Source organism: Occallatibacter gabretensis (assembly GCF_001449115.1).
GTDB lineage: Bacteria > Acidobacteriota > Terriglobia > Terriglobales > Acidobacteriaceae > Telmatobacter > Telmatobacter gabretensis.
Window position 1 is genome coordinate 738,770 of the sequence record NZ_LAIJ01000009.1, and the last position, 15,200, is coordinate 753,969.

At 59.5% G+C, this 15,200-nt stretch carries 8 protein-coding genes; all 8 read left to right on the top strand.

Annotation, left to right across the window (positions count from 1 at the left end):
* Positions 1–274: 274 nt before the first annotated feature.
* The 8 genes from VO84_RS09380 to VO84_RS09415 all read left to right on the top strand — a co-directional run bounded on the left by VO84_RS09380 (position 275) and on the right by VO84_RS09415 (position 15,125).
* Positions 275–1,543: an efflux RND transporter periplasmic adaptor subunit gene (locus VO84_RS09380; RefSeq protein WP_058187388.1), complete on the top strand. Its 1,269-nt coding sequence runs from the start codon at positions 275–277 to the stop codon at positions 1,541–1,543.
* A gap of 86 nt (positions 1,544–1,629) precedes the next feature.
* The gene (locus tag VO84_RS09385) at positions 1,630–2,349 is read left to right on the top strand and encodes an ABC transporter ATP-binding protein (RefSeq protein WP_058187389.1); all 720 of its coding nucleotides are present in this window, start codon (positions 1,630–1,632) and stop codon (positions 2,347–2,349) included.
* A 2-nt stretch (positions 2,350–2,351) separates the two neighbouring features.
* Positions 2,352–4,796 (top strand): ABC transporter permease, encoded by a 2,445-nt coding sequence (locus VO84_RS09390; protein ID WP_058187390.1) that lies wholly within the window; start codon positions 2,352–2,354, stop codon positions 4,794–4,796.
* Positions 4,797–4,821: 25 nt separating this feature from the next.
* Positions 4,822–7,293 (top strand): ABC transporter permease, encoded by a 2,472-nt coding sequence (locus VO84_RS09395; protein ID WP_058187391.1) that lies wholly within the window; start codon positions 4,822–4,824, stop codon positions 7,291–7,293.
* Between the two features lie 14 nt (positions 7,294–7,307).
* Positions 7,308–9,728, top strand: coding sequence for an ABC transporter permease (locus VO84_RS09400; RefSeq protein ID WP_058187392.1), 2,421 nt, complete (start codon positions 7,308–7,310; stop codon positions 9,726–9,728).
* 11 nt (positions 9,729–9,739) lie between these two features.
* Positions 9,740–12,259: an ABC transporter permease gene (locus VO84_RS09405; protein ID WP_058187393.1), complete on the top strand. Its 2,520-nt coding sequence runs from the start codon at positions 9,740–9,742 to the stop codon at positions 12,257–12,259.
* Between the two features lie 131 nt (positions 12,260–12,390).
* Positions 12,391–13,089 carry an ABC transporter ATP-binding protein gene (locus tag VO84_RS09410; protein ID WP_058187394.1) on the top strand — a complete coding sequence of 233 codons (699 nt, stop codon included), beginning with the start codon at positions 12,391–12,393 and terminating at the stop codon, positions 13,087–13,089.
* 8 nt (positions 13,090–13,097) lie between these two features.
* Positions 13,098–15,125, top strand: coding sequence for a TolC family protein (locus VO84_RS09415; protein ID WP_058187395.1), 2,028 nt, complete (start codon positions 13,098–13,100; stop codon positions 15,123–15,125).
* The last annotated feature ends 75 nt before the right edge of the window (positions 15,126–15,200 follow it).

Here is a 15,200-nt window from a genome sequence, read left to right on the forward strand (position 1 = left end):
GACCGGGGCACTCGGCGGTTGGGGTGGAACGAACAAAATGCAACAGCAAGAACAACCACAGGTCCTTCGACTTGTTTCACGCTCAGCGTGAAACTTCGCTCAGGATGACACCTGTTCAAATGAGCAGTCCGGTGTTCGGAAACGGACACCGGGGTGTGTCAGCGGTCAGTGATTCGGGGTCGGCGCGCGTTTTGATGCCGAAATAAAGTCTTCAGAATCAATAAAGTGACATGCGGCGTGATTTGGCACGGGAAATGCAAATGTCCAACACGCCATGGATATTTCGCGCCCCGATATTAAGAAGAAGAAGCAGCGCCAGCTCATTGTTTGGGTTGGGCTTGGAGTGTTGGTACTGGCTGCGGCCGGATATGCAGTTTCGCGGTTGAAGCCAGCTGCACCGACGGTGGATGCCTCGGCTGTGTGGCCGGACACTGTGAAACGCGGAGACTTTACCCGCAATGTGCGCGGGTCAACTGGATTGCTGGTGCCGCGCGAGGATGCGATCCGGCTGATTCCGGCGCTGACGGATGCGACGGTGGTGCATATTCGCGTGCTGCCGGGCGCCATTGTGAAGCCGGACACGATTCTGATGGACCTCTCTGCTCCGGAGCTGGACCAGAAACTTCTGGACGCCAAGCTGGCGGTGAAGGGTGCCGAAGCCGACTACAGGAGCCTGCAGGCGACGCTGCAGTCCACGCTGATGGACAAGAAGACGGCGGCGGCGGCGGTGAACGCCGACTATACGCAGGACCAGCTGCAGGCGCAGACGGACAAGGCGCTCTTTGACCTGGGAGTGATCTCGGGGCTGACGTATCAGAAATCGAAGGGCACGGCGGACCAGCTCAACACCCAGCACAACCTGAGCCAGGAACAGCTCAGCGTGAATGAGAAGGCGATTGAGGTGCAGCTTGGCTCCGCGCGCGCAAAGGTGGAGCAGGCGCAGGCTCTGCTGGCGCTCTACGAAAAGCAGAATGACGCGCTGGAGGTGAAGGCGGGGATTTCTGGCGAGCTGGCGCCGCTGGCGCTGCCGGTGCAGGTGGGCCAGCATGTTCTGGCAGGTACAAGCCTGGCGGAGGTGATCCAGCCAGACAAGCTGAAGGCTGCGCTGCAGATTGCCGAGACGCAGGCGCATGACATTGCGATTGGGCAGCAGGCGAGCGTGGATACGCACAACGGCGTGGTCGCGGGGCATGTAATGCGCATCGATCCGTCTGTGGTGAACGGAACGCGAACGGTTGACGTAGTACTCGATGGGCCTCTGCCTGCGGGTGCTGTGCCTAACCTGAGCGTGGACGGAACGATTGATCTGGAAAACCTGAAGGATGTGCTGTATGTGGGCCGTCCGGCGCTGGGCAATGAGAACTCGACGCTGAGTTTGTTTAAAGAAGACCCGGACCGCAAGGGCGCGACGAGGGTTCCGGTGAAGGTGGGCCGGGCAAGCGTACAGGTGATTCAGGTTCTGGAAGGGCTGAAGGAAGGCGATGTGGTGATTCTGTCGGATATGTCGCATTACGACGGAGTGGACAGGATTCGGTTGCAGTAAACCGCTGCACGGTTTACCGCAGCGGGACTCAGGGACCAGGGACGTAGGGACTTAAGAACTAATACCAACTTTGATTGGGGGAGCGAATGGCAAACGACAAGCTGATTGACATCGATGGGTTGACGAAGGTGTTTTACACGGACGAAGTGGAGACGCATGCGCTCTCCGGGATTCATTTGACGATCACGCGCGGCGAGTATGTGGCGATGAGCGGACCTTCGGGCTGCGGCAAGTCGACACTGCTCTCGATACTGGGCCTGCTGGACACACCGACGGGCGGCAAGTACATGCTGAATGGCAAGCCGGTGGAGAATCTGAGCTTCGGCGAGCGTTCGCGGATTCGCAACCAGGAGATCGGTTTCATCTTTCAGAGCTTTAACCTGATTGGCGATCTGACGGTGGAAGAGAATGTGGAGCTTCCGCTGACGTATCGCGCGGGAATGCCTTCGGCAGAGCGCAAGAAGCGCGTGAAGGAAGCATTGGAGCGCGTGAACATGGCGCACCGCATGCGGCATTATCCGGCGCAGCTCTCTGGCGGTCAGCAGCAGCGTGTGGCTGTAGCCAGAGCGCTGGCGGGTTCGCCTTCAATTCTGCTGGCTGACGAGCCGACGGGAAACCTGGACTCGAAGAACGGCGAGGCCGTGATGCACCTGCTGGCTGATCTGCACCGCGAGGGCTCAACGATCTGTATGGTGACGCACGATCCGCGGTTTGCCAAGCATGCGCAGCGCGAAGTGCACCTGTTCGACGGCAAGGTTGTCTCTGAGGACGAGCTGCGGAAGCTTACTGCCGAAGTGGAGGCGTAACCATGCTTCAGGATCTGCGTCATGCGCTGCGGCGGCTGCGGAGTGCGCCGGGGTTCACAGTGGTGGTGGTGTTGATGCTGGCGCTTGGCATTGGCGCCAATACCGCTGTGTTCAGCGTGATGAACGCGATCCTGATGCAATTGCTGCCCGTAAGCCGGCCGGATGGGCTGTTTTATATGCGCATGGCGAATGGCGAAGGGCAGCCGCCGGGCGCAGGCAATACCGGCGACTCGGATACTTCGTTTTCTGATGCGGCGTTTGAATCGCTGCGGCAGCGGAGCGATGTTTTCGAGGAGCTGATTGCGTATGTGCCGCTGAGCTTTGACGGAAGCGTACCGGTACGTCATGGCGAGTTGCCGGAAGAGGCTGATGGCGAAGCGGTCAGCGGGAATTTCTTTTCCGGACTGAGTGCACGGCTGGCGCAGGGACGCGGGTTCACGCTGGACGATGAAAAGAAGCATACGGCGGTTGTGGTGCTGAGCTACGACTACTGGACGCGGAGCTTTGCTCGGGACTCTGCGGGTTTGGGCCAGACGCTGTATATCAAAGGCGTTCCGATGACCGTTGTGGGCGTTGCTGCACGCGGGTTCCACGGCATCGATCCGGGAACGGCAATGGATTTCTGGGTTCCACTGCAAAACCGGCCGGAGCTGAATGCATGGGGATCGACCTTCGATTCGCTGTATGGCTCGCCGAAGTGGTGGGCCCTGCCGCTGATGGCGCGGCTACGCCCCGGTGTTTCGCCCGCGCAGGCGCAACAGGCGCTGACCGGCACCTTTGGAGAAGTAGCCAGACAGGCTGTGGGCACCATTGACCCGAAGAAGTGGAAGCCGCTGCTGGACTTTGTGGAAGCGCGTGGCGTTGGAATTGGAAGGGATGGGTACCGCAAGCAATTGCAAGTGTTGATGGGACTTGTAGTGCTGGTGCTGCTGATTGCCTGCACCAACGTGGCGATGCTGATGCAGGCGCGGACGACGGCGCGGCAGCGCGAGTTCAGCGTACGGTTGGCGATTGGCGCAAGCCGAAGCATGATTTTGCGCAGCATGTTGTGGGAAAGCGGTTTGCTAGTGGCTGCGGGAGCCGTGTTCGGCTGGGTGTTTGCGCTGGCTGCGACGCGGGCCCTGGCGGCATGGTCAGAGATTGAGACGGGACTCAGCCCGGACCGCACGGTGCTGTTCTTTACGCTTGCGGTTTCCTGCGTGGCTGCGCTGACGTTTGCATTTGTTCCCTATTGGACAGCGATTCATGCACCGGTGAATGGCGTGCTGCGGTCGAGCTCGAACAATGTGACCGAGAGCCGTGCCCGCGCAATGGGTGGACGCTTTGTGCTGGCCGCGCAGATGGCTGTCTGCCTTGTGCTGTTGATGGTGGCCGGACTGCTGCTGCGTACGCTGCGCAATTATGCGACACAGCAACTGGGCCTGGAGACGCAGGGGCTGGTGGTCTTCGGCGTTACGCCGCAGGGAAAGGCCGATGCCCATCTCTTCTATCGCACGTTGATGGACCGCATTCGCCAGATGCCGGGCGTGGAATCGGTTTCGATGGCGGGTAACCGGCCTGGGTCGGGATGGAGTAATAACAACGACCTTGCTATCGATGGCGCGCAGAAGCCCGATACGCTGCGCTCGAATGATGTGGGGCCGGATTTCTTCCGCACGATGGGCGTTCCTGTGCTGAATGGCCGCGACATTGCCCAGAGCGATATACAGGACCGGCCGCTTGTTGCCGTAGTCAACGAGACGCTGGTCAAGAAATTTCTTGCGAATACGAATCCGATGGGACATGTTCTCGGCTCAGGAAAGCGGAAGTTTGCGATTGTAGGTGTAGTGCGCGACAGCAAGTATCGTTCCGTGGACGAAACGCCGATGCCGATGGCATATTACGCGGCGATGCAGAGTGACTCGCTGGGGACGATGCACATTGAAGTACGCGTGCACGGAGACGCCGCTGCCGCTTTGCCGGAGATGCGCAGAGTGGTGGCATCGCTTGATCCGAATGTTCCGCTTGAAAAGCCGATGACGCAGCAGGAACAGTTCGACAAGTCGTATGAAGGCCAGAAGATGTTTGCGGCGATGGGAGGATTCTTTGGAGGACTCTCGGCGCTGCTGGTGGCGGTGGGTCTTTATGGGATGCACTCCTTCCGCGTGAGCCGTAAGACGACGGAGATTGGCGTGCGGATGGCGCTGGGCGCAAGCCGTTGGCAGGTGTTGACCATGGTGCTGCGTGAGAGCTTGTGGATTTTGCTTGCCGGACTTGTGGCCGGCATTCCGCTGACACTACTGGCGGTGCGGCCGCTGCGCGCCATGCTTTACCAGATGTCGCCGTTTGATCCGATGAGTTTTGCGCTGGCGATTGCGGCGATGTTTGTAGTGGCGATGCTGGCTACAGTGATTCCGGCGCGCCGCGCGGCATCGATTGAGCCGATGCAGGCGCTGAGAACGGAATAGCGGAACAGAACAGGAGAAGATCGAGATGATGCAGGATCTGCGTTATGCAATGCGGCAGCTTCGGAATGCTCCGGGGTTTGCGCTGACGGCGATTCTTACGCTTGCGCTTGGGATTGGTGCGACGACTGCGATCTTCTCGATTGTGGAGGGCGTGCTGCTGCGGCCTCTGCCGTTTCCAGATGCGAAGCGGCTGGTGATCTTTGGCGACAAGCTTGAGGGCGCGGATCTGGGCACACCGACGGTTCCGGCACCTGAGGCCTTGCAGTACATGCGCGACACGCACAGCTTTGACGCGCTGGGTGTGCATCGCAGCGCCATGTATGAGCTATCGGGCGCAGGCGAGCCAGCGCAGATCAATGTGACCAGGATGACGGCGAGCATGTTTCCAGCGCTGAGCGTGAACCCGGCGATGGGGCGCGTGTTTACCAAGCAGGAGGATGAGGGCAAGAGCCAGGTGGCAGTGCTGAGCTATGCGACATGGATGAGCCGCTTTCATGGCGATCCGCGGGCGATTGGCGAGGCGATCGAACTGGACCGCAAACCGTACGAGATTATCGGCGTGATGCCGCGGGAGTTTGAGTTCCCACTGGTTCCGGGGCAACTGAACCGGACAGAGATGTGGGTTCCGATGAGCTTTACAGCCGGCGACCTGAAGAATGACTCGAGCTGGAACTTCCAGATGGTCGGACGGCTCAAGGCCGGTGTGAGCGCGGAGCAGGCGCGGCAGGACAGCGAGCGTGTGACGCAGGCGATTATGCGCGGCTGGCCGGCTCAGTATTCGAGCATACGGATTGACGCAAAGGTTGAACCGCTCGATGAGGACACGGTGGCCGCAGCACGTCCGCTGATCCGCACTATGTTTCTGGCGGTTGCAGTGGTGCTCTTTATTGCCTGCGCGAATCTGGCCGGGCTGCTGCTGGTGCGGGTGATCCGGCGGAGCCGGGAGTTTGCGGTGCGGCTGGCGCTGGGAGCGAGCGGAGCGACGATTGTTCGGCAGAACCTGATGGAAGCGCTGACGTTGAGCGTTATCGGAGGATTGCTGGGACTGGCGCTGGCTGCTGTTGCACTGAAGGCCGGCATCAGCCTGCTGCCGGAGACGCTGCCGCGCATCAACGCGATTGGGCTGGACTGGCAGGTGGTGGGTTTTGCGCTGCTGCTGGCGGTTGCGACCGGTTTTATCTGCGGGCTCGCGCCTGCGCTGGCCGCGGCAAAGACGGGCGTGAATGATGCTCTCAAAGAAGGCGGACGCACCGGCACGAGCGGTGCGCGTCACGCGCGACTGCGCTCGGCACTGGTGATTACAGAAGTGGCCGTGGCGCTGGTGTTGCTGGTGGGTGCGGGTCTGCTGTTGCGAAGCTTTGAAAAGCTGCGGCAGGTAGATCCAGGGTTCCGCGCAGATCACGTACTGACGGCGTACTACAGCTTGCCGAGCCAGCAGTACTCCACACAGGCGAGCATTGATGGATTTACTACAGCGGTGCTGGACAAGGTGCGGCAACTGCCTGGTGTGGAAGCGGCTGGTATCACGGGAGATTTGCCTGCGAGCGGCTCCGTGAATAACGCAGGCTTTGTGCCGGCAGGTTATGTGCCGCCTAAAGGTGGCAGCGGGTTGATCACCGCGTGGTCGACCAATTTGATTGGCGATTACTTTCAGGCCGCAGGAATTCCGGTGTTGCGTGGAAGAGCGTTTACAGAGGCGGACACAGCGGATGCGCCGATGGTGGTGATTGTGAACCGCACCTTTGCGCAACAGTACTGGCCGGGACAGGATCCAATCGGAAAGCGAATTCACCGGGGCACAACGCAGACTCCACTACCGTGGATGACGGTGGTGGGTGAGATTGGCGATGTGAAGCAGACCTCAATGGACGCGCCTGTTGTGCCGCAGTTTTATCAACCAGTGGCGCAGTTTGTGAAATCGATTGGGCAGTTTGCGCCGCCGGGAACAACGGTAGGCGATGGAGGCGCGATTGTGCTGCGCACCTCGCTGCGACCGGAGACGATGAAGTCCACGCTGATTGGAGCCATTCATACGATTGATCCGCAACTACCTCTGATGCAGATACAGACGATGGACCAGGTGGTGGAAGGAAGCCAGGCGCCGCGGAAGTTCAACACTGCGATCATTGCCAGCTTTGCAGGAGCCGCAGTGCTGCTGGCGCTGCTGGGAATTTATTCGGTGATTGCGTTTTCGGCGGCCATGCGCACGCAGGAGATGGCTATCCGGCTGGCGCTGGGCTCGCAGCGCTCGAACATTGTGCGGCTGGTGCTGCTCTCAGGCACAAAGCTGGCGGCGGCTGGATGCGGAATTGGCGTGGTGGCGAGTTTGTTTGCCACGCAGCTGCTCAAGTCGCTGCTGTTCGAGGTGAACCCATTGGATCCGGCGGTGATTGTATTGGCGGCGGTGGGGATTTTTGTGCTGGCGCTGGCGGCTTCGCTGGTTCCGGCACGGCGTGCGGCGGCGATTGAGCCAATGCGTGCATTGCGAATGGAGTAGTCAGGAGTATTGCGATGAGTCTGCTGCGAAACCTTCGGTTCAGCCTGCGCGTGCTGCGCAAAAGTCCGAGCTTCACGCTGGCGGTGGCGCTGACACTGGCGCTCGGCATTGGCGCGACAACAGCGATCTTCACGGTGGTGTACGCGACGCTGATTGCGCCCATGCCGTATCCCAACCCGGATCAGTTGGTGATGGTGTGGCTGAAGATCGACGGCCACCGCAACGGAGTTTCCGCGGGCGATTACATGGACTGGGTGCAACAGGGCCATGTGTTTCAGGGATTGAAGGCATTTACCGGAACCAGCTTCAACATGGCGGGCAAAGAGCAGCCGGAGATGATGCAAGGCCAATATGCCACGCCGGGATGGCTGGCCATGCAAGGGGTTGGCTTCCAGATGGGCCGCGACATTCTGCCCGAGGAAGGCGTGGACGGCAGGGATCACGTGGTGGTGCTGACCAACAAACTGTGGCAGCGGCTGGGCGCGGACCCGAATATTGTGGGCAGACAGATTACGCTCGACCAGAAGCAGTACACGGTGGTGGGCGTGTTGAAGCGGGGAATGGCAGACCGTCTTACCTGGCAAATTTGTGCGCCACTGGTGTTTCATCCGGCGCAACTGAATCACGATTTTCACTGGCTGAATGTGATGGGACGGCTTAAGCCGGGCGTGACGCTGCAGCAGGCAAATGCCGATATGCAGGCCGTGGCGACACATGTAGCCGCGGCAAATCCGAAATCGAATAAAGGTTACGGCGCCGGGGTAGAGCAGCTGCAGAACGACTTTGTGGACAACAACACGAAGCTGGCGCTGTGGCTGATGCTAGGCGCGACGGGCTTTGTACTGCTGATTGCGTGCGCGAACATTGCCAACCTGCTGCTGGCTCGCGGCACAATGCGTCAGCGCGAGGTGGCGATCCGCTCGGCGGTGGGCGCAACGAAACGGGATGTGTTTGTGCAGTTTGTGACGGAGAGCCTGGCGCTGGCGTTTGTGGGCGGCGTGCTGGGCATTGCGGTGGGTTATGCGATTCTGCGCGGATTCATCTACTTCTTCCCGCCGGACACGCTGCCGAGTGAGGCGGAGCTGCGGCTGAGCCTGCCAGTGTTGCTGGTTTCGATTGCAGCGACGACGCTGGCTGGTTTGCTGGCGGGCTGCGCGCCGGCGTGGTATGCCTCGCGCGTCGATCCTGCGGACGCGCTGAAAGAGGGCGGCCGTTCGGGCTCAAGCCGTGTGCGGCACAGGCTGCGGCAGGCGCTGGTGGTGGGCGAGTTTGCGCTGGCGCTTTCTCTGCTGGCGGGTGCGGGGCTGCTGATGCATAACTTCTGGAACTTAAACCAGGTGGATCTGGGAGTGCGCGTGGATCATGTGCTGACCCTCGAACTGCCGATGAACAAGGACCTGAACTGGCCGGCGGAAAAGATCACTTCCTACTATCAGCAGATTGTACGGAGCGTGGGAGCTGCGCCGGGTGTGGAGAGCGCAACGGCGGTGACGGGACTGCCGCTGCAGGGAACATACTTCGGGATGTCGTTCACCATTGTGGGCCAGGGCGACTACAACGACGTGTCGCAGCGGCGCAACACGGGCTTCCAGATGATTATGCAGGATTACTTCAGGACCTTCGGGATTCACCTGGTGCGGGGGCGCGCGTTTACGGATGCGGACGATGCGCAGAGCCCGCATGTGGCGGTGGTGAATGAGCAGTTTGTGCGGCAGTTTTTGCAGGGCAAAGAGCCGATCGGGCAGCGTGTGAATGTGGAGCAGCTTATTCCCGGCGTGCAGCAGCTGGGGCCTGTGCAGGCGTGGGAGATAGTGGGCGTGTTTCACGATGTGCGCGGCGGCGGATGGGATCATCAGCGGCCGGAGGTGGATGTGCCGTTCGCGCAGAGTCCGTGGACCGATGTGAGCATTGGTGTGCGCACTGTAGGCGACCCGGCAGCGATGACGAAGACGATTGCAGCGGCGGTGCATGCGGTGGACCCGACGGTTGCGCTCTCTGATGTGCAGACGCTTGAACAGGTGCGCGATGCGGATCTTGCCGGCGACCGGTTTGGCCTGGTGCTCTTCGGATTCTTTGCAGCTGTTGCACTGGCGCTTGCTGCGATTGGAATTTATGGCGTGATGGCGTATTCCGTGGGGCAGAGGTCGCATGAGATCGGGCTGCGGATGGCGCTGGGCGCAACGCGCAACCGTGTAGTGGGAATGGTGATGCGCGAAGGGCTAACGCTGGCCGCGATTGGATTGGCGCTGGGCTTTGTAGGCGCGTATTTTGTGGGTCGCGTGATGCAGGGAATGTTGTTTGGTGTGGCGGCGATGGATGTAGGCGCATTTTGCGCCGTGGGATTGCTTCTGCTGATTGCGGCGCTAGTGGCCTGTTATTTTCCGGCGCGCAAAGCGGCTTCGATTGAGCCTGTCCAGGCATTGCGGACGGAATAGGGGATACGGGAATGAATACCTTGATGCAGGACGTGCGCTTTGCGCTGCGGCAGCTTCGCAAGTCGCCGGGCTTTACGCTGACGGTTGTGGTGACGCTGGCGCTAGGGATTGGCGCAAATGCGGCGATCTTTACGTTGTTCGATCAGGCGCTGCTGCGGATGTTGCCGGTGGACAAGCCGAAGGAGTTGGTGCGCTTTGAGTGGACGGGCGCATTCAACGGCTCGGAGAGCAGCTTTGGCGGAGATCCGGATAACTACTTTTCGTATCCGATGTACAAAGACCTGAAAGAGAAGAATCAGGTTTTTACAGACATTCTGGCGACGGATCGCGTGGGTGCCGGCCTTTCATGGCATAACCAGGCTGAGGCGCGGGACGGTGAAACGGTCTCAGGAAATTATTTTCAGCTGCTTGGGCTACATCCGGCGGCGGGACGGCTTTTTACTTCGCAGGATGAGACCGCGAAAGATGCGAACCCCGTGGTGGTGCTGGGAAACGAATACTGGAAGGGACGCTTTGGCAGCTCGCGCGATGTGGTTGGCCAGACGCTGATGATTAATGGTCGCGCGTTTGAGATTGTTGGTGTGGCTCCGGAGGGCTTCGATTCCGCGATTGGCGGGTTCAAGCCAGCGTTCTTTATTCCAGTGACGATGTTGTACACGGTGCATCCGTGGCGCGGACTGCGCGATGACCTGAAGAACCACCAGGCGATTTACCTGACGCTTGTGGCACGGCTAAAGCCCGGCGTTACGCGCGAACAGGCCGAGGCGAGTCTTGCGCCGCTGTGGCACAGCCTGCGCGCCTATGAGCTGACGCTCTACAAGGAGCACAGCGAGCGGTTCGCAAAACATTTTGTGGATGAGTCGAAACTGAAGGTGATAGACGACTCGCAGGGATTTTCGCCGAATCGCGGCGACCTGAAGACGCCGCTGATTGTGCTGATGAGCATGGCGGGGCTGTTGGTAGCAATGTGCGCGATTAATGTGGCGACACTGCTATTGCTCAGGGCCTCTGCACGGGCACGCGAGATGGCTATGCGCTATGCGCTGGGCGCAAAGCGTGGACGGATTGCCGCGCAGTTGCTGATAGAAGGCGGACTGATTGGCCTGGTGGGCGCGGTGGCGGGACTACTGCTGGCTCCCACGGTGGCTCACGTACTGGTGAGCCTGATTACCAGTGCCGATCCGGGATCGGAGCCTTATTCTGCGCATATTGACGGAAGGATTCTGCTCTTCACTCTTGCGATTGCGCTGGTGGCGAGTGTGCTGTTCAGTATTGCTCCGGTGCTGCACTTCCTTAAGCCGAACCTCGCGGCAACGCTCAGGCAGAACTCGGGAACGGCGACGAAGGATTCACAGCGCTTCCGGAAGATTGCGGTGGGCGTGCAGATTGCGCTGAGCGTGATGCTGCTGGGCGGCGCGGGATTGTTTGTGCGCACGCTCGACAACCTGCGTAATACGAATGTGGGCTTTGCTCCAGATCATCTCTTGGAATTTTCACTGGACCCTGGCTCATCCGGTTACGCCGACAGCCATGTATCGCGCAGCGTGCAGGACTCGATTGAGGCGCTGCGCCGGATACCGGGAGTAATTTCAGTGGCGGCGACGACGGACCCTGAATTGTCGGGCGATGGCACCACGAACGGGTTCCAGGTGCAAGGTTATAAGGCGGGACCGGACGAAAACCTGGGCATGGAGTCGCCACAGGTTACGCCGGGATACTTTGCCACAATCAAACAGCCTTTGCTGGTGGGCCGCGAGTTTACCGATGCGGACCGTGTGGGCCAGCCGAAAGCGGCGATAGTAAATCTAACAATGGCAAAGAAATACTTTGGCTCGCCGCAAAATGCGATTGGACGGCAGATTACGGATGGCGATCCGGAAAAAGATGGATGGTCGACGATTGTCGGCGTGGTTGGAGACTCAAAGCATCTCGACCTGCGGACACTCCTGAAGTCCGCTGTGTATCAGCCCTATTTTGCGGACGAGCATCCGAACGGCGTGGAGATGTATCTACGGACGACGGGCGATCCGAAGAAGGCAGAAAGCGCCGTGCGACAGACGATTCATGCTCTGGATGCGGCACTGGTGGTGGATGGGCTGCGGACCATGGAAGAGCAGATGGACCAGGTTGCTTCTCATGAAGTGGCGCTGGCGTATCTGGCCATGGGTTTCTCAGCTCTTGCGCTGCTGATGGCGACAGTGGGGCTGTATGGCGTGCTGGCTTATTCCACCGAACAAAGAACGCGCGAGATTGGCGTACGACTGGCGCTGGGCGCACAGCGGTCGAGCGTGATCACGCTGGTTCTGCGCGAGATGGTGATTATTGCAGTGATTGCTACGGCTGTTGCACTGCCGAGCATAGTCATGCTGGCGCGACTGCTCAAGAGCCAGTTGTTTGAAGTGACGCCGGCAGACCCGGTGACGCTGATGGGCGCGGTGGCAGTGACGATGGGAATGGTGGCGCTGGCGGCGCTTTTGCCAGCGCGACGAGCCGCTGCCGTGGAACCCATGCGCGCGCTGCGGACAGAGTAGAAAGAGAAGTTTCTAGCTGTCAGCTCTTAGCTTTCAGCTCAACGATGGAAGAACCAGCAGGAGTGCTGCCCACACTTGCGACAGAGAGAAGCTGCAAGGATGGGGCACGGAAAATTTGTGGCGGGATAGACATGATTGATCTGAAGAATGTAGAGCGGAGTTATAAAACCGGGCACACCGAGACATGGGTGCTGCGGCGCGTTGGATTAACAATTCGTGAGGGCGAGTTTGTCACGATCATGGGACCATCCGGCGCGGGAAAGTCATCGCTGCTGAATGTACTGGCGCTGCTCGATGACGGATGGACGGGCGAGTTCTGGTTCGGCGAGACACCTGTGCATCGGCTCAATCGCAAGCAGAGAGCGGAGCTGGCGCGGCAGCGGATCGGGATGGTGTTCCAGAGCTATCACCTGCTCGACGATCTGACCGTGGCGGAGAATATCGACCTGCCGCTCAGCTACAAGAATATGCCGACGAAGGATCGCGCGGGAATGGTGGCGGAGATTCTGGATCGCTTTCAAATTGTGGCGAAGAAGGATCTGTATCCGAACCAGCTTTCCGGCGGACAGCAGCAACTGGTGGGCATTGCGCGTGCGGTGGTGCATGCGCCGCAGCTGTTGCTGGCCGATGAGCCGACGGGAAACCTGCACTCGACGCAGGCACGCGAGATCATGGAGCTTTTCCGCGAGCTGAACAAGCAGGGCACGACGATTGTGCAGGTGACGCACTCAGATGAGAACGCGCGCTATGGCTCACGGATTCTCGAGCTGCGCGACGGATGGCCCACGCGCGATGAACAGGTGCTTTCAGCCGCAACGGAGGCCCAGTGAAGGGAAGAATGATTTTGAATACTCATAAGAAAAATCTTGCGGCTGCGCGTTTGCAGGCCATCGCGGCAATTCTTTTGCTTGGCGCGAACCAGGCTTTCGCGGCGGTGCCTCAGCAAGCGCAAGCTGCGCAGTCCGGATCGCAGCAGACACAGCCGACACCCGATGCGCCATCCACCGCAACAACTGGCACTCCAACTCCCACGCTGGCGCAACAGGCGCAGCAATTGGCGCAGCAATCGATTAGTCCGCAACGGCCATTTCATGTGAGCATGCCACACTCGCATAACCCGATCGCGCCCTACCGGCCCAGCACCGTGCCTGAGCTGGATCTCAACAACTCGCCCCGCCTCGCGAACCTCATCCGGGATGGAAAGATCTATATTTCCTTGAATGATGCGATCGCGCTGGCGATTGAAGACAACCTCGACCTGGCCTCATTTCGCTACAACCTGCCAACAGCGCTCGCCGATCTTGCTCGCACCAAGGCCGGTGGCTCGACCAATGGCGTCAACACAAGCATCAGCAGCCCGCTGGGCGCCGTTGGAGGGTCTTCTGCCGGAGGCGGAGGAGCAGTTTCATCCGGAGCTGCGGCGGCCGGAGCCGGCGGCCTGGTGCAATCCACCCTGGGCGAAGGAACATTCGTGAATCCTTTCGATCCCGTGCTCACCGTCAAGGGCTACGTCGATCACACCAAGACGCAGGAACTGAATACGATTGTGGTGGGCGTTCCTCTGCTTGAGACGAACACGATTGCCTATACCACGCAGTACACCGAATATTTTCCTTCCGGTACAGGCATTCAGTGGACTCTCAACGGGCAGCGACAGACATCCAATAGTCCACTCAACATCGTGGACCCCTCGATTACGCTTTACTGGCAGGTTTATGTCGCGCAGCCCCTGCTTGCAGGGTTTGGTTTCGGCACTAACGAGCGATGGATTCGTATCGCGAAGAGAAACCTCCAAATCACCGACTATGCCTTCAAGGCGCAGGTCGTCGCCACGGTTACGGGAGTTGAGGATATCTACTGGGACCTGGTCAACGCCTACGAAGACGAACAGATCAAGGAGCGCTCGCTGGCCTATACCAACCAGACCCTGAGCGACGATCAGAAGCAACTCGAGCTCAAGGCCATCCCCGCCATGCAGGTGATGACCGATCAGGCAGCCGTGGCTGCCGCCGAAGGCAACCTTACGATTTCACGGACGAATTTGCGAGCCGCGGAGTTCTTTATGAAGAACGCGATTACCAAAGCAGATGATCCTACCATCGACGCAATGTCCGTGATTCCCCTGGATACCAAAGGCATATCTGATCCCAACGAAAGCAAGTCCATCGACGATCTCATCGCTGAGGCTGAGAAGAACCGGCCCGATGTCTCACAGGATCAGATCGGCATGCAAATTGCCCGGGAGAATCTGAAAGCTGTTAATAACGCTCTGCTGCCTCAGCTCAACGCGTACGGATTTTTTGGCGGAACCGGAAATGGCGGTCCGCTGAATCCTAACTGCAACCAAGGCCCTACTTATTGCACCACGACCCTTCCAAGCACTACGCCCGGCGTGCTGCAGGATGCCTTCAATTACTCTGCGCCCGAGTACCAGGTTGGCTTCACACTGAACGTCACGCTTCGCAACCGCATTCAGAAAGCTGACCAGTTCCGCGCTCAACTAGCGTTCCGCCAAAGCCAGATTGCCTACGAACAACAGAAGAAGACCATCCGCTTCGACGTACGCAACTCGCAGTTCGCTCTCCAGCAGGCACAGGGCCGCATTGAAGCTGCGCAAAAGGCCCGCGACCTGGCTCAGCGTACCTTCGACATTACCAAGCAGGAGCAGAAGCTCGGAGCAAAGTCCAGCGTTGACACGCTGATTGCCGAAAGTGCTCTGGCTATCGCCGAGTCGGCGCTTTACGTTGCGCAGACTCAGTATGAGAAGGCAAAAGTCGATATCGATCGCGCCACCGGAGAGACACTGGAACGGACGGGCGTCTCGATTGACGATGCAAAGGCGGGGATTGTAACGCATGCGCCGTAGAGCGTTGGCTGTATTCATTCGGGATAGAGCGCACTGCCGCTCTATCCTTGACTGGTACGGCGTTTCGACTGCCAA

Excerpts from the sequence above, each read along its gene's own strand:
- VO84_RS09380 (WP_058187388.1), top strand. The coding sequence starts at position 275 with ATGGATATTTCGCGCCCCGATATTAAGAAGAAGAAGCAGCGCCAGCTC.
- VO84_RS09385 (WP_058187389.1), top strand. The coding sequence starts at position 1,630 with ATGGCAAACGACAAGCTGATTGACATCGATGGGTTGACGAAGGTGTTT.
- VO84_RS09390 (WP_058187390.1), top strand. The coding sequence starts at position 2,352 with ATGCTTCAGGATCTGCGTCATGCGCTGCGGCGGCTGCGGAGTGCGCCG.
- VO84_RS09395 (WP_058187391.1), top strand. The coding sequence starts at position 4,822 with ATGATGCAGGATCTGCGTTATGCAATGCGGCAGCTTCGGAATGCTCCG.
- VO84_RS09400 (WP_058187392.1), top strand. The coding sequence starts at position 7,308 with ATGAGTCTGCTGCGAAACCTTCGGTTCAGCCTGCGCGTGCTGCGCAAA.
- VO84_RS09405 (WP_058187393.1), top strand. The coding sequence starts at position 9,740 with ATGAATACCTTGATGCAGGACGTGCGCTTTGCGCTGCGGCAGCTTCGC.
- VO84_RS09410 (WP_058187394.1), top strand. The coding sequence starts at position 12,391 with ATGATTGATCTGAAGAATGTAGAGCGGAGTTATAAAACCGGGCACACC.
- VO84_RS09415 (WP_058187395.1), top strand. The coding sequence starts at position 13,098 with ATGATTTTGAATACTCATAAGAAAAATCTTGCGGCTGCGCGTTTGCAG.